This window comes from Halorussus sp. MSC15.2 (assembly GCF_010747475.1).
Taxonomy (GTDB): Archaea; Halobacteriota; Halobacteria; order Halobacteriales; family Haladaptataceae; genus Halorussus.
Genome location: NZ_VSLZ01000001.1, coordinates 531,503 through 548,734, shown reverse-complemented (window position 1 = coordinate 548,734; position 17,232 = coordinate 531,503). Strand labels below are relative to the sequence as shown.

The 17,232-nt window shown below is 67.0% G+C and carries 23 protein-coding genes and 1 pseudogene; 12 read left to right on the top strand and 12 right to left on the bottom strand.

Going from position 1 to position 17,232, the window contains the following annotated elements; translation table 11 throughout:
- Positions 1 to 3 precede the first annotated feature (3 nt).
- Positions 4 to 891: a GNAT family N-acetyltransferase gene (locus FXF75_RS02830; protein ID WP_163520030.1), complete on the top strand. Its 888-nt coding sequence runs from the start codon at positions 4 to 6 to the stop codon at positions 889 to 891.
- Positions 892 to 900: 9 nt separating this feature from the next.
- Here FXF75_RS02830 and FXF75_RS02825 read toward each other — a convergent pair whose 3' ends face one another.
- Both FXF75_RS02825 and FXF75_RS02820 read right to left on the bottom strand, forming a co-directional pair.
- The gene (locus FXF75_RS02825) at positions 901 to 2,139 is read right to left on the bottom strand and encodes a hypothetical protein (protein ID WP_163520029.1); all 1,239 of its coding nucleotides are present in this window, start codon (positions 2,137 to 2,139) and stop codon (positions 901 to 903) included.
- A 1-nt stretch (position 2,140) separates the two neighbouring features.
- Positions 2,141 to 2,545 (bottom strand): MoaD/ThiS family protein, encoded by a 405-nt coding sequence (locus FXF75_RS02820; protein WP_163520028.1) that lies wholly within the window; start codon positions 2,543 to 2,545, stop codon positions 2,141 to 2,143.
- 187 nt (positions 2,546 to 2,732) lie between these two features.
- Between FXF75_RS02820 and FXF75_RS02815 the strand changes: the two genes are divergently transcribed.
- The gene (locus tag FXF75_RS02815; protein WP_163520027.1) at positions 2,733 to 3,116 is read left to right on the top strand and encodes a hypothetical protein; all 384 of its coding nucleotides are present in this window, start codon (positions 2,733 to 2,735) and stop codon (positions 3,114 to 3,116) included.
- Between the two features lie 7 nt (positions 3,117 to 3,123).
- Positions 3,124 to 3,609 carry a hypothetical protein gene (locus FXF75_RS02810; RefSeq protein WP_163520026.1) on the top strand — a complete coding sequence of 162 codons (486 nt, stop codon included), beginning with the start codon at positions 3,124 to 3,126 and terminating at the stop codon, positions 3,607 to 3,609.
- Positions 3,610 to 3,743: 134 nt separating this feature from the next.
- Here FXF75_RS02810 and FXF75_RS02805 read toward each other — a convergent pair whose 3' ends face one another.
- Positions 3,744 to 4,166: a hypothetical protein gene (locus tag FXF75_RS02805; protein ID WP_163520025.1), complete on the bottom strand. Its 423-nt coding sequence runs from the start codon at positions 4,164 to 4,166 to the stop codon at positions 3,744 to 3,746.
- 181 nt (positions 4,167 to 4,347) lie between these two features.
- Here FXF75_RS02805 and FXF75_RS02800 point away from each other — a divergent pair, with 181 nt between their 5' ends.
- From FXF75_RS02800 to FXF75_RS02790, 3 genes are read left to right on the top strand one after another with little or no spacing between them, the layout of a single operon-like run.
- On the top strand, positions 4,348 to 4,641 hold the full coding sequence (locus FXF75_RS02800; RefSeq protein WP_163520024.1) for a ubiquitin-like small modifier protein 1: 294 nt from the start codon (positions 4,348 to 4,350) through the stop codon (positions 4,639 to 4,641).
- On the top strand, positions 4,641 to 4,910 hold the full coding sequence (locus FXF75_RS02795; protein ID WP_163520023.1) for a hypothetical protein: 270 nt from the start codon (positions 4,641 to 4,643) through the stop codon (positions 4,908 to 4,910). Before FXF75_RS02800 ends, FXF75_RS02795 begins: the two co-directional genes overlap by 1 nt.
- 28 nt (positions 4,911 to 4,938) lie before the next feature.
- Positions 4,939 to 5,298, top strand: coding sequence for a hypothetical protein (locus tag FXF75_RS02790; protein WP_163520022.1), 360 nt, complete (start codon positions 4,939 to 4,941; stop codon positions 5,296 to 5,298).
- Between the two features lie 12 nt (positions 5,299 to 5,310).
- On the opposite strand, the pseudogene FXF75_RS02785 reads toward FXF75_RS02790, so the two are convergent.
- From FXF75_RS02785 to FXF75_RS21950, 4 genes and pseudogenes are all read right to left on the bottom strand, one after another.
- Positions 5,311 to 6,617, bottom strand: a pseudogene (locus FXF75_RS02785) (trans-sulfuration enzyme family protein).
- Positions 6,618 to 6,818: 201 nt separating this feature from the next.
- Positions 6,819 to 7,307: a GNAT family N-acetyltransferase gene (locus FXF75_RS02780; protein ID WP_163520021.1), complete on the bottom strand. Its 489-nt coding sequence runs from the start codon at positions 7,305 to 7,307 to the stop codon at positions 6,819 to 6,821.
- 100 nt (positions 7,308 to 7,407) lie between these two features.
- The gene (locus FXF75_RS02775) at positions 7,408 to 9,339 is read right to left on the bottom strand and encodes an aldehyde ferredoxin oxidoreductase family protein (RefSeq protein ID WP_163520020.1); all 1,932 of its coding nucleotides are present in this window, start codon (positions 9,337 to 9,339) and stop codon (positions 7,408 to 7,410) included.
- A gap of 92 nt (positions 9,340 to 9,431) precedes the next feature.
- Positions 9,432 to 9,659 carry a hypothetical protein gene (locus FXF75_RS21950; protein WP_205427140.1) on the bottom strand — a complete coding sequence of 76 codons (228 nt, stop codon included), beginning with the start codon at positions 9,657 to 9,659 and terminating at the stop codon, positions 9,432 to 9,434.
- Positions 9,660 to 9,729: 70 nt separating this feature from the next.
- Between FXF75_RS21950 and FXF75_RS21945 the strand changes: the two genes are divergently transcribed.
- Together FXF75_RS21945 and FXF75_RS02765 are read left to right on the top strand one after the other, a co-directional pair.
- Positions 9,730 to 9,933, top strand: coding sequence for a VanZ family protein (locus FXF75_RS21945; RefSeq protein WP_205427138.1), 204 nt, complete (start codon positions 9,730 to 9,732; stop codon positions 9,931 to 9,933).
- 471 nt (positions 9,934 to 10,404) lie between these two features.
- A complete protein-coding gene (locus tag FXF75_RS02765; protein WP_163520019.1) occupies positions 10,405 to 11,490 on the top strand; it encodes an archaeosine biosynthesis radical SAM protein RaSEA in 1,086 nt (361 codons plus the stop codon).
- Between the two features lie 92 nt (positions 11,491 to 11,582).
- On the opposite strand, the gene FXF75_RS02760 is transcribed toward FXF75_RS02765, so the two are convergent.
- Together FXF75_RS02760 and FXF75_RS02755 are read right to left on the bottom strand one after the other, a co-directional pair.
- Entirely contained in the window at positions 11,583 to 12,122 is a 540-nt protein-coding gene (locus FXF75_RS02760) for a hypothetical protein (RefSeq protein ID WP_163520018.1), read from the bottom strand.
- A gap of 2 nt (positions 12,123 to 12,124) precedes the next feature.
- Entirely contained in the window at positions 12,125 to 12,766 is a 642-nt protein-coding gene (locus FXF75_RS02755; protein ID WP_163520017.1) for a hypothetical protein, read from the bottom strand.
- A gap of 282 nt (positions 12,767 to 13,048) precedes the next feature.
- Between FXF75_RS02755 and FXF75_RS23000 the strand changes: the two genes are divergently transcribed.
- A complete protein-coding gene (locus tag FXF75_RS23000) occupies positions 13,049 to 13,174 on the top strand; it encodes a hypothetical protein (RefSeq protein WP_275897374.1) in 126 nt (41 codons plus the stop codon).
- Positions 13,171 to 13,302, top strand: coding sequence for a hypothetical protein (locus FXF75_RS22995; protein ID WP_275897373.1), 132 nt, complete (start codon positions 13,171 to 13,173; stop codon positions 13,300 to 13,302). Before FXF75_RS23000 ends, FXF75_RS22995 begins: the two co-directional genes overlap by 4 nt.
- Positions 13,303 to 13,397: 95 nt before the next feature.
- Here FXF75_RS22995 and purQ read toward each other — a convergent pair whose 3' ends face one another.
- Both purQ and purS read right to left on the bottom strand, forming a co-directional pair.
- Positions 13,398 to 14,075, bottom strand: coding sequence for a phosphoribosylformylglycinamidine synthase I (gene purQ, locus FXF75_RS02750; protein ID WP_163520016.1), 678 nt, complete (start codon positions 14,073 to 14,075; stop codon positions 13,398 to 13,400).
- A 55-nt stretch (positions 14,076 to 14,130) separates the two neighbouring features.
- Positions 14,131 to 14,385: a phosphoribosylformylglycinamidine synthase subunit PurS gene (gene purS, locus FXF75_RS02745; RefSeq protein WP_163521068.1), complete on the bottom strand. Its 255-nt coding sequence runs from the start codon at positions 14,383 to 14,385 to the stop codon at positions 14,131 to 14,133.
- A 155-nt stretch (positions 14,386 to 14,540) separates the two neighbouring features.
- Here purS and FXF75_RS02740 point away from each other — a divergent pair, with 155 nt between their 5' ends.
- Positions 14,541 to 15,518: a formyltetrahydrofolate deformylase gene (locus FXF75_RS02740; protein WP_163520015.1), complete on the top strand. Its 978-nt coding sequence runs from the start codon at positions 14,541 to 14,543 to the stop codon at positions 15,516 to 15,518.
- Between the two features lie 78 nt (positions 15,519 to 15,596).
- Complete coding sequence (locus FXF75_RS02735; RefSeq protein ID WP_163520014.1) at positions 15,597 to 15,935, top strand: hypothetical protein; 339 nt, start codon at positions 15,597 to 15,599, stop codon at positions 15,933 to 15,935.
- Between the two features lie 153 nt (positions 15,936 to 16,088).
- Here the strand turns inward: FXF75_RS02735 and FXF75_RS02730 are convergent, their stop codons facing one another.
- Complete coding sequence (locus FXF75_RS02730) at positions 16,089 to 17,165, bottom strand: phosphoribosylaminoimidazolesuccinocarboxamide synthase (protein WP_163520013.1); 1,077 nt, start codon at positions 17,163 to 17,165, stop codon at positions 16,089 to 16,091.
- Between the last annotated feature and the right edge of the window lie 67 nt (positions 17,166 to 17,232).

The following is a 17,232-nucleotide window of genomic DNA, read 5'->3' as shown; positions in this document are numbered from 1 at the left end:
GACATGGCGACACCGCAACTGGAGTTCGAGAGCGACGTGGCGACTCGCATCTACCGATGCGTCGAGCGGCGCGGGTCCGCCGCCCGCGAGGAGGTCCGCGACGAGGTTCGAGTCGAGGAGACCGCGGGGGCGAAACCGCCGCGCTCGGGCACCGAGTCCGCGACTCGGCTCTCGGTCGCGGAGTTCAACGACCACCTCGACGAACTACTGGAGGCCGGGGCGCTGACCGAGCGCGACGGTCGGCTCTACGTCTCGCCCGACGCGGACGCGGAGACCCACGAGACCGACGAGTTCGAGTACGCGATACGGCCCGCAGACGAGGACGACCGGGAGGCGGTGGCCGAACTCATCCGAGACGTGGCCGCGGAGGGAGCCATCGTCGTGGACGAGCGAGTGGCGGACGCCATAGAACGGGACGGCGCGCTGGTCCGACTCAACGAGCGCGAGTCACGGATGTTCTTCGTGGCCGAACTGCGCCGCGAGGACACCGAGGAGGGTGAAAACGCAGGGAACGACGATTCGAAGGGCGAAGATGGGGAACGCGAGCACGCCGGAAACGGCGTCGCCGAAGACGAGATAATCGGGTGGGTCCACCTGCAGGGTTTCGAACTCCCCGCCCGGAGCCACACCGCCGAACTGACAGTGGGCGTCGCGCCCGAGTACCGCGAGGCGGGGGTCGGCGGGACCCTGCTCGAACGCGGCATGTCGTGGGCCGACGACGGAGACTACTTGAAGGTCTACCAGAGTCTCCCGGCGACCAACGAGGACGCGCTGGAACTGCTCGACGAGTACGGGTGGGAGCGCGAGGCGACCCGGGCCGACCACTACCGGGTCGAGGGCGACCTCGTGGACGAAGTGCAGATGGCGAAGCGACTGGACCGCGACGAGTAGCGGGCGACCTCACCGCTCGGCGAACACGCCGAGGACGAGACCCGCGAACAGGAGCGCACCGCCGAGCGCACTCGCGCGGCCGACGAGAACCCACGTCGCCGTCTGCGCCCCGGCCCACGTCGCCGCCTGTCTCCCCGCCAGCGTCGAGGCCAGCGCGCCGCCGAGTTCTGCGAGCAGACCGACACCGACTAGCGAGACGGACGCCAGTGCAGTTCGGTCGGACGCGCCGTGGAAGGTGCCGACCGTGGGCGGATAGAACTGGTAGGTCGCACCCGCGATAGTCAGGCCGAGGAACCCGAGGACGTTGAGTCGGAAGTGGGCCTCGACGAGCGCCGACGAGGGTGCGACGCCGCCAAGCGCGAACGAGAGGCCGACGAGCACCCCGAGGACGCCCGAAGCGACGCCGACGAGGACCGCGTAGAACCCGACGCGGCGGCGCTCCGAGCGAACGAAGAGGACGGCGTACGCCAGCGCGAACCCGACCACGGCGAGGGCTTCGAGGGCCGCTCCGGCCCGGAACCACGGCCCGCGGTAGAGCCCCCACGCGAGGACCGCCGGACCGACCGCTCCCGCGGGTAAGACGACGGCGACCAGCGCTCGCGGCGACGAAGCGACCAGAAACCGCGGGAACAGTCGGAACCCGACCGCGAAGACGAGGAGCGCGGCGGTGCCCGCGGCCAACAGGTGGGCCGTGCGCGCGAACCCGAGCGACGCGAGTTCGGGGAGCGCGGGCACGGGTGTGACGTACCCGGCAGCCGTGGCGTAGGACCCGACGAGCAGGTACGCGAGGACGACGGGAACGAAGGCGTTGGCGAAGCGGTCCACCGGCCTGCGGTCGGCGTTGGCGTCGCTCGTGCCGGTCTCGCGGCCGGTCGGGTTGTCCCGGAGGGTCCACGCGAGCGCCGCGACGAAGACGGCGACTCCGGCGGCCCAGCAGAACGCACCGACCGCACCGACTCCTTCGGGGACACCCGAGCGGGGCGCGGCGGCGAGTCCGACCGCTCCGAGTGCGGTGAGCGGAAAGTGGACGCCGGGCGCGCGGGTGAGCGCGAGCGACCGGTCGAAGTAGGAAGGGACCAGCGAGTAGGCCTTCCCGAAGACGGCGTGGAGAACGAAGCCGTAGACCGCGAGGGCCACTCGCACGCGTCTATCGACGCCGGCGAGCGCGGCGGCCTGCCACGCGACGAGGAAGAGCGCGCTCGCGGCGACGAACCGCCGCGACCACCGCGTCACCGCTCGGGCACCCATATCAGCAGCAGTAGATGAACGGGTACATGAGTCCGACGCGGTCGCCGTCCGCGAGGCGGGTGTCCAGACCCGCGAGGTGTTCGTTGAACTCGCCGCCGACCGTGACGCGGGCGTAGGTCCGGGTCTGCTCGCCCTCGGGGTTCTTCCGCCACGAGTCGGGGAGGTCCTCGGGCGGTTCGGCCCACCCGCTCGTGGACGCCTCCGCTTCGGTCTCGGCCAGCAGCAGGTCCTTCACGTCGTACTCGGCGAAGAACGCGTCGAGGAACTCCCGGAGCGTCTCGCCCTCGAAGGTGAACTCAAGTTTCGGCGCTCCGACTTCGGTCCGGACGTGGCCGGTGCATCGGACCTCGACGGTCGTCTCGGACTCGCGGGCGGGCACCTCGGCGCTTCTGGCATCGGCGTTCATAATCGGAGAGACGCGCTCCACCGCGGAATAGTCGAGTCCGAACACGTTCGGTCCGCGTGCGGGGTGAGACCGTCGGTGGTCTCCGTCCGTCGAGCCGCGGGCAACTGCGGACCGACGACGCCGAGTGCCGACGGAGAACCCTTCCGGCGGCCGTAGCTATTTGGACCACGAAGGACAAGGGGCGGACATGGACGAACTGACGCTCTCCGTGCCGGACCCCATCGTCGAATCGCTCCCGGCCGACGGCGAGGACGCCGCCCGAGACATGGAACGCGCGGTCGAAGGGTGGGAGCGCCGACTCAACAGCGCCATCGCGGAGGCCGAGGGCGACGACGACGCCGCGGGCGCGGTGGTGGACGCGCTCGAACGGTTCGAGAACCGGTGGGAGCAGTACGACGACTTCGTGGCCGAGTTGCGCGCGTGGGGCCAGTCGCCCATCTACGCGATGGCGTGGCGCGACCTGATGGGGGCGCTGATGCAGCAACTGTACGACCACGAGAACCTCGGCGAGCGCATCGACCGCGAGCGTCACGCCCGAATCGTCAGCGACGGTATCCGACCGGGGCGGTAGCGGAAGGATGACGAGCGACGACGCCGACCCGCTCGACCGGGTGCGACGCGCGAAGGCCCGCCAGCACAGCGACCGCTGGCTCGACGGCGGGGCGGTCGCGGCCGGGGCGCTGGTCGCGGTCGTCCCGCAGGTGGGACCCGCGCTGGCGTTCGCCGTCGGCGTCCCCGAGTCGGTCGCGACCGCGTTCGCGGCGGCGACGCTCCTCACGGTCCCGCTCGGGGCCTACGTCGCGGGCTACCTCGGCGGCACGGGCGGGGGGTCGGGCGCGCGCCACGGCCTCGCGGGCGTCGGCGGCGCGACGCTCGTCGCCGCGTTCACGGTCCTGCACCTCGCGGGTGAGACGGTGGTGTCGTTCGGCGACGTCCCCGCCTCGGTCGCGCTGGTCGCGGTCACGGCGCTCGGGTCGGCCGTCGGCGCGCTCGGCGGGTCGGTCGGCGGCCGTCGGAAACGTCGGGATTTGCGACACCAACCGTCGGAGCGACGTTTCTCGTGAGAGTCGATGTCACGCCCCTGTTCACCGGAGCTGGTGCTGGCGTGGTTGGTTCAGACTGAGCTTTTCGCTGTCGCTGACGGCCTGACCCCGTGAGATGACTGCCTACAGACTGGCTGACACAGACCGTCAAGCGTTCAGTCGGAACGACTATTCGGGTTCCGCTCCGTAGCGACCCAGTCGGAGTCTCTCTCCGGACGACGGGTGATTTTAACGCGGGAATCGCGTACACCGTCTTCGGCCTCGTCTCCGCCGGGCATCCACGAGAGCGTCACCTTCGGGTCTACGGCTTCGGTGTCGATTACGAACCGCTGGTCTATTGCCCACCGGACTCCGTCGCTCTTCGACACGAATTCCCACCGCAGGTGGACAGTCCGTTTCTCGTCCTGCTTCCCTCGCCTGTCGAGGTGGACTACCGTGACAAACCCTCCGTTTTCAAGTCGATATAGGTTCGCGGCGTTGATTTCGAACTGCATCGAGTCGTGCTGCGGTTGTAGCGTCGAACATCCCGGAAGTACGGACGCGGTGAACAGGGCGGAGATGACGTGGCGACGGTTCATTATATTCGCTCTACTTCAGTCAAAGAAGAACGTTCCGTATGTAAAGGACTTCTACATCTGTGAACTGTCGGACTGCCAGAGGACCGTGAGAATACGGCCCAGAACGTGGGGAAAGAACTGAGGTTCTGTAGGGCGACCGACTTGAACTGACCTTTATGTCGTCGCCAACCAATCAGGAGACATGGACCTCACACTGCGCTTCTTCGCCAACTTCCGCGAGGCGGTCGGCCAGAAGACCCTCGAACGCGACTACCCAGACGGGACTACCGTCGGCGACGTGCTGACGGACCTCACCGAGGAGTACGGTCTCGACCTCTTCGAGGACGGCGACCTCCGGTCCCAGTTGTCCGTGATGAAGAACGGCACGGACGTGGTTCACATCGACGGTGTGGACACCCAGCTCGCGGACGGCGACACGCTGAGCGTCTTCCCGCCGGTCGCGGGCGGAAGCGACGCCGCGGCGGCGGAGGAGTGATGCGGGTCGAGAAGTCCTTCCGAGGCATCTCCGAGCGACTCGCCCGGCGGTACCTCTCGAACCTCGGCGGGACCATCGAGGGCGGCGACCCCGAAGGCGACGGCGACGTGGTCGGCGACGACTGGCGGGCCAGCGTCTCCTCGGAGAAGGTCAAAATCGGTCGCTCCGTGACGCTGACCGAGGTCACGGTCGTGTTCGAGGGCGAGGAGAACACGCTCGACCCGCTGATAGAGAAGTTCTCCCAGAAGGCGATGCGAGCGGGCGGATGAGAGCGCGCCGACCGAACGACCGCCGACGATGACGGCCGAGAATCCCATCGAGGGGCAGGTACTGGTCCTGACCGCGGCGAAGGCCAGCGTCGGCGGCCAGCGCGTCCCCGACCTCGTCGCCGAGGGCCGCCGCGAGGTCGAGGTTCGGGCCGACGACCTCCGCAGGCAGTACGAGCGAGTCCACGAGGACGACGTGCGGACCGTCTTCCTCGTCCCCGAGGGGTTCTGGGCCGAGGTCGGCGAGGACCTCGGGTGGTCCGAGCGCGAACACGAGACCGTGGCCCGCGCGAACGCCGAGCAACTGCTCCGAGTGGGCAAACGCGAGGACCGGCGCGAGGAGTTCGAGACCGCGCTGGAGGTGCGCGAGGCGGTCGTTATCGCGGCGTGAGCGAGTCCGCGCTCAGTCGTCGCCGGGACTCGCTCCGGGCGCTCCGGCCTCCGCGTCGGTCGGCGACCCCTCGTCCGATTCTTCCGAGGACGCCGCCGATTCCATCGCGGAGAATCCGCGTTCGAGGTCGGCGACGAGTCCTTGGGGTGTTCGACGCCCACGGAGACCCGGAGCAGACTGTCGGTGATTCCGAGTTCCGCGCGCTCCTCGGCCGGGAGCGGCGAGTGGGTCATGCTCGCGGGGTGTTCGACGAGGCTCTCGACGCCGCCGAGACTGACCGCGAGCGTGAACTCCTCCAGCGCGGCGACGAAGCGTTCGACCGCGTCGAGGTCGCCGTCGAGTTCGAAGGAGAGGACGCCGCCGTGGCCGTCCATCTGGTCGTCGGCGAGGTCGTGTTGGGGGTGGGAGTCGAGACCGGGGTAGTGGACCGCCGAGACGCGGTCGTGGGCGTCGAGGTAGGCCGCGACCTCCGCGGCGTTCGTCTCGTGCTGGGCCATTCGCAGGGGCAGGGTCTTCATCCCGCGCAGGACCATGTAGGCGTCGAACGGAGCCATCACGTTCCCCATCCCGACCTGCTGGAGGAACCCAATCTCCTCGGCGTACTCGTCGTCCGAGAGGACGGCCACGCCGCCCAGCGAGTCGCTGTGACCGTTGATGTACTTCGTGGTGCTGTGGACCACCACGTCCGCGCCGAGTTCGAGAGGCCGCTGGAAGTACGGTCCCATGAAGGTGTTGTCCACCCCGAGGAGGGCGTCGCACTCGTCTGCGATGGCGGCCATCGCCTCGACGTCACAGAGTCGGAGCAGGGGGTTGGTCGGGGTCTCCATCCAGAGCAGGGCGGTCTCCTCGGTCGTGGCGGCCCGGACGTTCTCGGGGTCGGTCGCGTCCACGAAGTCCACCGCGACGTTCAGTCTGTCGCGGAACAACTCCTTGAGCATCGTGTTCGTCCCGCCGTAGAGGTCCTCGAAGGCCACGACGTGGTCGCCGGGTTCGACCGCGGCCATCACCGTCGAGACGACGGCGCTCGTTCCGGAGGCGAACGCCATCGCGTGGTCGCCGCCTTCGAGCGCCGCGATTCGCTTCTCGACGGCGTGGCGGGTGGGGTTCGACAGGCGAGTGTAGAGGAACTCGTCGGCCTCGGGGTCGAGGTCTTCGAGCGCGGTGTCCATGTCGATGCCCTCGACCGCGTAGGTCGAGGCGAGGTGAATCGGCGACGTTACGTCACCTACCCCGTTCGAGAGGTCCGGCTCTTCGCCGTAGGTCACCGAGAGCGTCTCGAATCGTCTGTCGTCGGCCGCAGTCGATTTTTCGGAGGACATACACAACCATCGGACCTCCGACGCAGAGCCATATCATTGCTTCGACCGAGTAATGCACCGAAAGAATCTGTGTATCGCAAATATTACCGTCATAAATATAGGCAGTTTTTGCCACAGCGTGAGTCAAAATTTCAGAAGGAAACAATACCGAATCGAATCGCGCGCGGTCGTCCGGGACCGGACAAACGCCTTGGTCCGGGGTCAGTGCGCCTTGGCGTAGACGTTCTCGGTCCGGGTCGCTCCGTCGAGTTGGGTCTCCGCCTCGTCGGTCTTCTCGAACCCGTGGTCCTCGTAGAAGGCGTTCCCCATCTCGTTCTCGGCCAACACCATGGCCTGAATCGTCTCCGCGCCCATCGCGGTGAGTCGCTCCTCCATCGCCTCCAGCACGGCGGTCCCGATGCCCTCGTTCCACCTGTCGGGGTGGACGTACAGGCGGAGCACGTCGCCGGCACCGTCGTCGGTCGCTCCGTGCGAGAACCCGACGATGTCGCCGTCTTCGTCGGTCGCGACTAGACACACCTGCTCGTCATCGGCGATGATTCGAGACATCGTCTCCTCGGCGTACCACTCGGAGACGGCGCTCTCGACGACCGATTCGGGTACCGCGTCGGCGTAGGCTTCCGTCCACGCTTCGCGGGCGACCGTCCTGATGGTCGGGATGTCGTTCTCGGTGGCCTCTCGAATCTCCATGGTCGGTGTTCGCGCAGAACGCGGTTAGCCGTAGCGGTGAGGTTCGTCGGCTATCGTGGCTGAAAGATGAGAAGAACGGAAGTACGAGCGAAGAGGCGAGTTAGTCGTCGCCCGACGCGGCCGCGCCGCCGGAACTCACGCCGGTACCGGGACCGACGTCGATGCCGAGTTCGTCCAGTTTCTCGTCGGGGACCACGCCGTCCTCCCACCCGCGGACCTCGTAGTACTCGTCCTTGAGTTGGTCGAGTTCCACGAGTTGGCCCTCGGAACCGCCCTCTCCGGGGATGGCCTTCTCGTTGCCCTCAACGAACCGGGCCGGCAGGTCGTCGTCGCTCCCGTCGAACCCGACGAGGTTGTTGTAGTAGCGTTCGAGGTTGTAGATGCGCTCGCCCGCCTCCATGAGTTCCTCCTCGCTCACGTCGAGTCCCGTCATGCCGTTGTACTGCATGACGTACTCCTCGATGCCCTCCGCGAAGGCGTTGAACTTGCAGATGTCGAACGAGTCGCTGATGGCGTGGAGGTCTTGGAACGTGGCGCAGAGTTCGCCCTTCCCCTCGGGTTCGCTGGGGTCCACCTTGTTCGGGATGCCCAGAATCTCGGCCGAGGGCGTGTACCCCCGGAGGTGGCAGGCCCCGCGGTTCGAGGTGGCGTAGCCGATTGCCATCCCCTTCATCGCCCGCGGGTCGTAGGCCGCCATGCTCTGGCCCTTCACGTCGAGGGACATGTCGCCGTCGCCGAGTTCCTCGGACGCGCGCATCGACCCCTCCGCGAGCAGGTCCGCGAGGTCGTCCTCGCGGTTGGCGACGCGCTCTATCATCTCTATCATGGTGTCGGCGTCGCCCCAGTCGAGGCCTTCGTCGAGGTAGCCCTCCTCGGAGGCCTCCATGGCCATGGCCATCGTGTTGCCCATGTCGATGGTATCCACGCCCATGTCGTTGCACCGGTCTATCATCATGGCGACCTTGTCGCGGTCGTCGTTCATCGAGTTCGGGCCGAGCGCCCACGCCGACTCGTACTCGTAGGACTCCATCCGGACGTTGTGGTCCTCACCCTTGTGGTGGACCTGCACCTCGACCTCCTTCTTGCACGCGACCGGACAGGAGTGACAGGTGGGTTCGTCAACGAGGATGTTCTCCCGGACGTTCTCGCCCGAGACGTTCTCGGCGTCGATGTTGGGTTCGGAGGCGTCGGCCTCCGCCTCGCTGCTCGTACTCGTGTGCTGAGCGTTGCGCGTCGGCAGGCCGTCCATCTCCTCGGTCAGGTTCATCAGGACGTTGGTGCCGTACATCGAGAGACCGCCCTCGTTCGGGGCGGTCACGTCCGACTCCTGAATCACCTGCATCGCCTGCTGGTGGCCCTCCCGGAACGTCTCTTGGTCGGCGGGTTTGGGCATCTTCGTGGAGGACTTGACGACGACCGCCTTGAGGTTCTTCGACCCCATCACCGCGCCGGTGCCGCCGCGGCCCGAGGCGCGGTCGTCCTCGTTCATGATGCAGGCGTACCGGACCTGATTCTCGCCGCCGGGTCCGATGGCCATCGCCGAGAGGTTCTTGCCGTACGACCCCTCGCACTCGTCTTCGAGTTCGTCGATGGTGTCGTGGACGCCCCAACCCCAGACGTGGGAGGCGTCGCGGAGTTCGACTTCGCCGTCCTCGACGACGGCGTAGACGGGGTCTTCGGCCTCGCCCTCGAACAGCAGGCCGTCGAACCCGGCCCACTTGAGTCGCGCTCCGGACCAGCCGCCGTGGTGGGAGTCGGTGACGGTGTTGGTGAGCGGCGACTTGGTACACACCGCGATTCGCCCGCTCATCACGGTCTGAGTCCCCGTGAGCGGCCCGTTCATGAACGCCAGCAGGTTGTCGGGACCGAGGGGGTCCACGTCCGGTCCTTGGTCGAAGACGTACTTCACGCCGAGTCCGCGCGCGCCGATGTACTTCTCGGCATCCTCGTCGTCGATGCCTTCGTAATCTACCGCTTCGTCGCTCAGGTCGATTCTGGCGACGTGGTCTTGGAATCCGCCGAGGTCAGTCATAGTAACGGTCTATCCTTATATTGGGCCGCAAGCGTGTTAGTCATTGCCTCGTTACCGTAACCGGTATCGGTTACATCTCCGGTTACGTCGGGTCAGCGACAACCGAATCGCGGCGTCGCCGACCATCGGATTTTAGCGATGGGCGTGGCAATCCCCACGCCATGAACCTCGCCGACGTTCGGCCGCCCCACTGGCTCCGCTGGCTCGCCGTCGCGTTCGTCGCCGCCGGCATCTTCTACGCCTCGGTCCTCGACTCGCCGTCGTCTGGCCTCCCGTCGCTGGGTCCGCTCGGCGTGTTCGGCATCGACAAGTGGCTCCACGCGCTCGCTTACGCGGCGCTGTCCGGGGCGCTCGCGAGCGCGCTCGCCCCCCGGTCGCGCTCCCGCGGTCGTGGCCGCGCTCGCGGCCCTGCTGGCGGTCGGCTACGGCGTCGGCATCGAGTTCGTGCAGGCCCCGCTCGCGCGGCGACACTTCTCGGTCGCGGACATGGTCGCCGACGGGGTCGGGGCGTTCGTCGCGGTTCTCGTCTGGCGACTCGGCGTCGAGTTCGCGGGTCGGTCGGCCTCGGAGAAAAGGGTGGAACGAGAGGTGTGACTGCTGGTTCGAGTCACGGAGTCGGTTCACGATTTCTCTTGACTATCTTCTCCGGCGCGCGAGTAACGCGCGAGGGACGAGCATCGCAGGGAGCAAAGCGACCGAGAAGCGCAGGAGGTTGGGGAGGACCGAGGTTGCGGTCTCATAGGAGTCGGCAGTAGCTAGCTTCTTCGTGTTTCGTCAAAACGAGCTAGCTACTGCCGACACAAAGGAGTAACCGCCCCGCAACCGCACAGCACCGCGACAGCCTCGGGCCTCCCCAGCCTCCTGCGTTGTTCGTTTCACTGCGCTACTCGTCCCTCACACGCATGGGCGCGACACGCGGTCGCGCCAGCGCGTGCCAGACCGGTTGTCGAGATAAGCGTGCATCGAGAGTCGAGATTCGGTCAGTCCGACCCCGAGAAACGCCGACCGTTCACGCAACCCCGACTCCGAAGCCGATTTACGCGCCGGACCGCTACTCGTCCGGTAATGAGCAAGCCGAGTCCGGACGTCTACGAGCAGGGCCGGGGGATGGACGCGCACAACAAGGTGATGCGCGACATCCGCGCCCAGAAGGACGAGACGTACGACCCACACGAACCCACGCGGGTCTGGATAGACGAGGACCGCACGCCCGGCGGCGTCTACCAGAGCCTCACCATCATCCTCAACACCGGCGGGTGTCGGTGGGCGCGCGCCGGCGGGTGTACGATGTGCGGCTACGTCGCCGAGTCCGTCGAGGGCGGGTCGGTCGCCCACGACGCGCTGATGGACCAGATAGATGTCTGTCTCGACCACGAGCGAGAGCAAATCGAACAGGGCGAGGCCGACGGGAAATCCGGTCTCATCAAAATCTACACCTCCGGGTCGTTCCTCGACGAGCGAGAGGTGGGCGCGGAGACCCGGCAAGCCATCGCCGAGACGTTCGCCGACCGCGAGCGCATCGTGGTCGAGAGCCTCCCGGACTTCGTGGACCGCGAGAAACTGGCCGACTTCACCGAGCAGGGTCTCGACACCGACGTGGCCATCGGTCTCGAAACCGCGACCGACCGCGTGCGCCACGACTGCGTCAACAAGTACTTCGACTTCGAGGACTTTATCGAGGCGAGCGAACACGCCGAGGCCGCCGGAGCGGGCGTGAAGGCCTACCTCCTGATGAAGCCCCCGTTCCTCTCCGAATCCGAGGCCATCGAGGACATGAAGTCCTCCGTCCGGCGGTGCGCCGAGTACGCCCACACCGTCTCGATGAACCCGACCAACGTCCAGCGCTACACCATGGTGGACGAACTCTACTTCCGGGACGGCTACCGCCCGCCGTGGCTCTGGTCGGTCGCGGAGGTGCTCGAGGACACCGCGGACGCCGACGCCATCGTGGTCTCGGACCCCGTGGGTCACGGGTCGGACCGCGGCCCCCACAACTGCGGGGAGTGCGACGACAGAGTCCAGAAGGCCATCAAGGACTTCGACATCCGGCAGGACGCGAGCGTCTTCGGAGAAGTGTCCTGCGAGTGCGAGGCGACGTGGGAAGCGGTCGTGGAGCGCGAGAAGAGCTTCAGCCTCCCGCTGGCGCGGTAGTTCGGCGAGTTCGGTGACGCGGCCGGTCCGTGACTCGGTTTCCTACTGTCGGCCCGTGATTCGAGTTCCGTTATCGGTTCCCGAGGGAGCGTCTAGAAACCACCGCCGCAACCCATCGCCGTCGAAATCGTCTGGCTCTCTATCTCGTCGTCCCGAATCGCCACGTCGGTCGCCGAATCGTTGCAGTCGAACTGAGACTTCTGAACTTCGACGATTTTCTGGCGGTCGCCGACCCCGACCGTAATCGCGTATTCGCGGCTCTCGCGCAGGTCGATAGCGAGATTCGCGTCGGCGTCGAGCGCGTATCTCTCCCGAAACCACAGCTCCTCGTCGGAGGCACCACCGATTTCGACGCTCACTTCTCGGCTTCGCCCGGTCGCGTTCCAGACCCAGACCTGATGGTGGTTGCTCCCTCGGCCGACCGCGAGCGTCGCGACCGTCGCGTTCGCGGAGAGGTCGTGGATGGCCGAGGGAACGCCTCTGTCGGGGGGTTCGGACTCCTCGCGAACGTCGGGCGGGCCACCGACGAGCGGGACCGACGAGAGACACCCGGAGAGCGAGGCGGCGAGACCCGCCCCACCGACCGCGAGGAGGCGGCGTCTGGTGAGTTGCGAATCTGCGTTCGGTCGCATCGCTACGACCCTCCGGGCGTGGTCGTACAGGCCATCGAGGTCGAGACCGTCTCGGTCTCGATTCGGTCCGGCCGCACCTGCACGTCGGTCCCCGTGGCGTTGCACCGGAACCGGTCGCGCTCGACAGTGACGGTCTTCGTCCGGTCGCCGACCCGGACCGCCAGTTCGTACCTGCCGCGGTCACGGAAGACGAACGCGAGGGGTTGCCCGCCCGGGAACTCGGTCTCGACTCGGCGGAGTCGCTCGCCCCCGGTAGTCAGTGCGAGTTCGATAGTCGTCGCCTCGCCGGTGAGGTTCCAGACCCAGACGTGGGGCGTCCGATAGAAGTTACCCGGCGAGTCAGGGCGCTCCCCGACGACGAACGCCCGGAACGGTTCGTAGGTGTCCGACTCCACGGACGGCGAGCGCGGGACGCCGCGTTCGCCGACAGCGGCGGGGTCCACTTCCCGGACCTCGGGCGGCGGACCGGCGGTAGCAGTCGCCGGAGTTCCCCGCGCGGTAGTCTCGGTTCCGGCGGTCGCACCGGCCTCGGACTCGGCCGGGGTCGTCTCGTCCGGCGACTCGCCGCCGGTGTCGAGACACCCCGCGACCCCGAGCGTCAGGCCGGTCCCGCAGGTCCGAAAGAGCGCGCGTCTTGAGGGCATGGCGGGAAAATTGTAGTCGTCCGACAAGTGTCTTCTGTCGGAGCGGGGAGGGTCGGCAAAGCACGTGAGACGGTGACGTATCGACCCTGTCGCGACGGTAACCGGGCGCGGACTCGATTCAACGTGGCGTTCGCGCGACTAAGCCGCTCGTACCGCCGCGATACTCACCGGATAACAAAGTCCGCACTCGCCATCTGATTGGGCCGGGGGTGGCACATCGAGGGCGGCGCGCGGCGACCCGGGGAGTTCGCCGGACGCCGCCGACCCGGTGTGTCGGACACAATGTCCGAGGGTTGGGGCGACTACGAAACAATCTTCTGTTCGAACGGCTGGATCGAGATTCGGAACAGCGACGAGACCGACGACCAGTGGATAGCCAGCGACACGCCCATCTCGGTAGAACGATGACGGTTCCCGCAGGGCCGCTCTCGGCGTGGTCGCTGGTTGTCGTCGTCGGATGGGTAGTCGTCGTGGTGTTCGTCTGGGCGCTACTGTTCGCCTACGGTCGGGACCGGAAGCGACGGTCGAGGTTCTGAGTTCGGCCCACAGGTCGGGGCAGAGAGGTGAGTTCGACCGAGGGCCGGGACAGGTGGTTCTATTCGCGGTCGAAGACGAGTCCGTGCTCGACGCGTCAGGTCTCGAATCCGCGCAGGATGGCCTGTCCGTCGGTTCCGCCGATGTCCGGGAGCGAGATTCGCTCGGGGTGGGGCATCAACACCGCCACGTTCTCGTTCTCGCCCGCGACGCCCGCGACGTTCTCCTTCGACCCGTTGGGGTTGGCCTCGTCGGTGACGTTGCCCGCCTCGTCGCAGTACCGGAAGAGAATCCGGTCGTCGGCGTTCAGGTCCGCGAGGCGGTCGTCGGTGACCTCGAACCGGCCTTCGCCGTGGGCGATGGGCAGCTCCACGACTTCGCCCTCGTCGTAGTCGGCGGTCCACGGCGTGTCGGCGTTCTCGACCCGGACGTGGACGCGTTCGCACTGGAACCGGGCGGAGGCGTTGGTCGTGAACGCGCCGGGGGTCAGGCGCGACTCAGAGCCGATTTGCGCGCCGTTGCAGACGCCGAGGACGGGCGTGCCGGACTCGGCGGCGTCCCGGACTTCGGCCATGATGGGACTGTTCGCGGCGATGGCTCCGGCCCGGAGGTAGTCGCCGTAGGAGAACCCGCCCGGCAGCATGATTCCGGAGACGTCCTCGGGGAGACCGTCCTCGTGCCAGACGAGTTCGGCGTCGATGCCGAGGTGCGAGAGCGCGCGCTCGGCGTCTCGGTCGCAGTTACTGCCGCCGAATTGGACGATAGCGACCGTCACGCAGACCGCCTCCTGTGACGTCTGCAGACGGTCGGTGTCGTCGAGATAGCGACCGTCATTCTCGGGGTTCGACCTCGACGTCGTAGTCGTGGATGGTCGGATTCGCCAGCAGGCGCTCGGCCATCTCGTCGGCGCGCTCGGCCGCGGCGTCCGTCGATTCGGCGTCCACGTCGAGTTCGAACTGGTCGGCCGACCGGAGACTCTCCAACTCGAAGCCGAGTCGCTGAAGCGCCTTTTTGGTCGTCTCTGCCTCGGGGTCCAAGACGCCCTCCTTCAGGCGAACCGTGACCGTGGCGGTGTAGGCGGTCATCGTGTGAGGGTGGTCGTCCATGCTCAAAAGCACTTTCGGATTCTGCCGTCAATCCACGAACGTGCATACTAGCCGGGGATGTTGCACCGAAACGGTCCCTTTTTACGCCCGACCACCTCAGAACCGGCAACAATGTCCCCCGCGCAGGTGGTACGATGAGCCAGCGTGAACTGACCGAAATCACCGTCGTCGGCGACGACGACACCGGACTCGTGGCGCGCGTCACCACCCTGCTGTTCGAACGCGGAATCAACATCGAGGACCTCGACCAAGCGGTCCGCGACGACCTCTTCCGGATGACGATGCGCGTGGACGCTCGGGAGATGGACGGGTCGAAGGCCGACCTCCGGGCCGACCTCGACGAACTCGGTGCGGACCTCGGCGTGGACGTGCGCGTCCGGTTCCCCGCCGACCGCGAGACCCGCCGTATCGCGGTGCTCGTGACCAAGGAGAGTCACTGCCTCCGACGACTCTGCGAGGCCGAGGCCGACGGTGACCTCGACGCGGAAATCGCAGTTGTCATCGGGAACCACCCCGACCTCCAACCGGTCGCCACGGAGTACGGGATTCCGTTCCACGACGTCGGCGACGCCGAGGGCAACCCCGACGAGGACGAACTGCTCGACCTGCTGGCGGAGTACGACGCCGACCTCGTCGCGCTGGCGCGCTACATGCGCATCCTCGGCCCGAACGTCGTCTTCCGGTACGAGGGCCGCATCATCAACGTCCATCCGAGCCTCCTGCCCGCGTTCCCCGGCGCGAAGGCCTACCGGCAGGCCAAGGAGGCGGGCGTCCGCATCGCCGGGGTGACCGCTCACTACGTGACGACCGACCTCGACCAAGGTCCCATCGTCGCCCAGCGCGCGTTCGACGTCCCGGACGGCGCGAGCGTCGAGACCATCAAGGAGCGGGGTCAACCGCTCGAAGCAGAGGTGCTGCTGGAGGCCGTCCGACTCCACCTCGCCGACGACCTGACCATCCACCGCGGCCGGACGCAACTCCGCGAGGACGCCGCCGAGGAGCGCGAGGACGAGGACGGCTATAGGCTCGGGATGGGGCCGGAACTCGACCGACTGACGCCGGACGAACCGACCGACGGGAAGGTTCCGACGCCCACGTCGGGCGACGACTAGGCGTCGGTCGCGTTCGTCGCGCGTATCTTTCCATCCCTCCCAGAGAAGATTTATGCCGAATTACGCGGGACCGTTCGTATGGCCTCGGTTGCCCTCCCCCGAACGGTAGTTTCCCTCGTTCTCCTCTTGTCAGTCACGACAGGCTGTCTCCAACCGCTCGACGGTGACAGCAGAGACGAGACCGAACTCGGGTCCCACGCCTTGACCGTCGAGAAGGAGGAGGTCGCCACGACGCCCAACAGCATCATCGACTTCGAGGAGTTAGCTCCGCGCCAGCAGAACACCTTCGAGCGGGCGCTAAACGGGTCGTACAACACGACGAGGATACCCGAAGGAGTGGACTACGACGTGTGGTACGACCACGAGTACGTTCGGTACCGCAACGAGACTTATTCGGTAGTCGTGTCCGCGCCCTGAGTCGGAACGACCCTCGTCTCGTCGCCGTCTCTGACGGCTCGTTTCTGGTCGGACACGAGCGCTCGGGGTGTGTTCGGTTGGTCGAACTGTTTCGGGGGCGTCCAGTAAACGTTTCGCGGCCGCGAGACTCCCACAAACAGAAAACGGAGGGCCTCAGAGGTCCCTGACTTCGGCCACCGCGTCCTCCAACGAGGGCGCGTCGAACATGTCGCGGCCGACGTAGGCGTTGGTCCCCGCGGCGTAGAGGTCGCGGGCGGCTGCGACGACCGCGTCGTCCAGCGGTTCGGGCGACTCCTCGCACAGCGACTTCCAGTCGGCGACGTCGCGCTCCTCGGCCTCACGCTTCGCCGCATCGACTGCCTCGACCCACTCTGGTTGGGTGCGCTTGTGGTACTGGCGGACGAACTCCTTGCTGACCTGCTGACCGTGGAACGTGAAGCGGTTCTCGTCGAAGGTCCCCACTACGTCGGCGACTCGAATCTCCCCGTCGAAGTAGCAACATTCGATTTTGCCGTCCTCGTGGACCAACTCGGCCTCCGCGGCCCGCTCGGTCACGACGCGGTTCACCTCGCGGGCGACGTCCTCCAGTTCCGCCACGTCGGCCAGTCCGGCAATGCGGTCGGCCTCGCGCCGCGAGAGGTAGCGGTCGCTCTCCTCGTACTTGGTGGAGAACTCCACGATGGGTTCCTCCAGTTGGACGACGCCCTCGGGCCACTCCTCGAAGTCGAGACCGTGGTCGGCCGGAGTGGTGCGCCGCCGGAGACTCGACCCCACGGGGACGCTGTTGCGGAAGACGACTTCGAGCGGAATCAGGTAGTTGTCGCCCGCCGCGGCGTGGAACGCGTCGTAGTCGTAGTCCCGGCCCTCGTGGGGGAGGTCGGGCACCTGCGTCAGTTCGATGGCCATCTCGGTCGGCGGTTCCTCGGCGTCCGCCAGCGAGACCACGTCGGCGGTGTCAGGGTCTCGCGGGTCGTCCCTCCCCGCTCGACTGTCCGAGGCGCTTCGCGCCTCGCTCACCACTCCTCGATAGTGGGTCGGCACGCCCTCGTCCTCCAGCAACTCGAAGTTGAACGCGCCCATCGAACAGAGACTCGCGCCCTTGTCGGGAATCTCGTCGGGCATCTTGCCCCAGTCGAACACCGAGTAGTCGTCGGTGAAGACGAACGCGCCCCGGCCGAGGGTGTTCGCGGTCGGTTCGCGCTCGACGCGGAACTCCTTGACGCTCGTCACCGCAACCACCTCGGCGTCGCGCCGCCACTTTCGCGTGCCCCGTCGCTGTCGGTCATGTGCGAGGGGT

Excerpts from the sequence above, each read along its gene's own strand:
- FXF75_RS02735 (WP_163520014.1), top strand. The coding sequence starts at position 15,597 with ATGGCCTCGGTTGCCCTCCCCCGAACGGTAGTTTCCCTCGTTCTCCTC.
- FXF75_RS02760 (WP_163520018.1), bottom strand. The coding sequence starts at position 12,122 with ATGCGACCGAACGCAGATTCGCAACTCACCAGACGCCGCCTCCTCGCG.
- FXF75_RS23000 (WP_275897374.1), top strand. The coding sequence starts at position 13,049 with ATGTCCGAGGGTTGGGGCGACTACGAAACAATCTTCTGTTCGAACGGC.
- FXF75_RS02805 (WP_163520025.1), bottom strand. The coding sequence starts at position 4,166 with ATGAACCGTCGCCACGTCATCTCCGCCCTGTTCACCGCGTCCGTACTT.
- FXF75_RS02755 (WP_163520017.1), bottom strand. The coding sequence starts at position 12,766 with ATGCCCTCAAGACGCGCGCTCTTTCGGACCTGCGGGACCGGCCTGACG.
- FXF75_RS22995 (WP_275897373.1), top strand. The coding sequence starts at position 13,171 with ATGACGGTTCCCGCAGGGCCGCTCTCGGCGTGGTCGCTGGTTGTCGTC.
- purS (WP_163521068.1), bottom strand. The coding sequence starts at position 14,385 with ATGACCGCCTACACCGCCACGGTCACGGTTCGCCTGAAGGAGGGCGTC.
- FXF75_RS02765 (WP_163520019.1), top strand. The coding sequence starts at position 10,405 with ATGAGCAAGCCGAGTCCGGACGTCTACGAGCAGGGCCGGGGGATGGAC.
- FXF75_RS02810 (WP_163520026.1), top strand. The coding sequence starts at position 3,124 with ATGACGAGCGACGACGCCGACCCGCTCGACCGGGTGCGACGCGCGAAG.
- FXF75_RS02815 (WP_163520027.1), top strand. The coding sequence starts at position 2,733 with ATGGACGAACTGACGCTCTCCGTGCCGGACCCCATCGTCGAATCGCTC.
- FXF75_RS02775 (WP_163520020.1), bottom strand. The coding sequence starts at position 9,339 with ATGACTGACCTCGGCGGATTCCAAGACCACGTCGCCAGAATCGACCTG.
- FXF75_RS02800 (WP_163520024.1), top strand. The coding sequence starts at position 4,348 with ATGGACCTCACACTGCGCTTCTTCGCCAACTTCCGCGAGGCGGTCGGC.
- FXF75_RS02780 (WP_163520021.1), bottom strand. The coding sequence starts at position 7,307 with ATGGAGATTCGAGAGGCCACCGAGAACGACATCCCGACCATCAGGACG.
- FXF75_RS02740 (WP_163520015.1), top strand. The coding sequence starts at position 14,541 with ATGAGCCAGCGTGAACTGACCGAAATCACCGTCGTCGGCGACGACGAC.
- FXF75_RS02790 (WP_163520022.1), top strand. The coding sequence starts at position 4,939 with ATGACGGCCGAGAATCCCATCGAGGGGCAGGTACTGGTCCTGACCGCG.
- FXF75_RS02795 (WP_163520023.1), top strand. The coding sequence starts at position 4,641 with ATGCGGGTCGAGAAGTCCTTCCGAGGCATCTCCGAGCGACTCGCCCGG.
- FXF75_RS02825 (WP_163520029.1), bottom strand. The coding sequence starts at position 2,139 with ATGGGTGCCCGAGCGGTGACGCGGTGGTCGCGGCGGTTCGTCGCCGCG.
- FXF75_RS02820 (WP_163520028.1), bottom strand. The coding sequence starts at position 2,545 with ATGAACGCCGATGCCAGAAGCGCCGAGGTGCCCGCCCGCGAGTCCGAG.
- FXF75_RS02830 (WP_163520030.1), top strand. The coding sequence starts at position 4 with ATGGCGACACCGCAACTGGAGTTCGAGAGCGACGTGGCGACTCGCATC.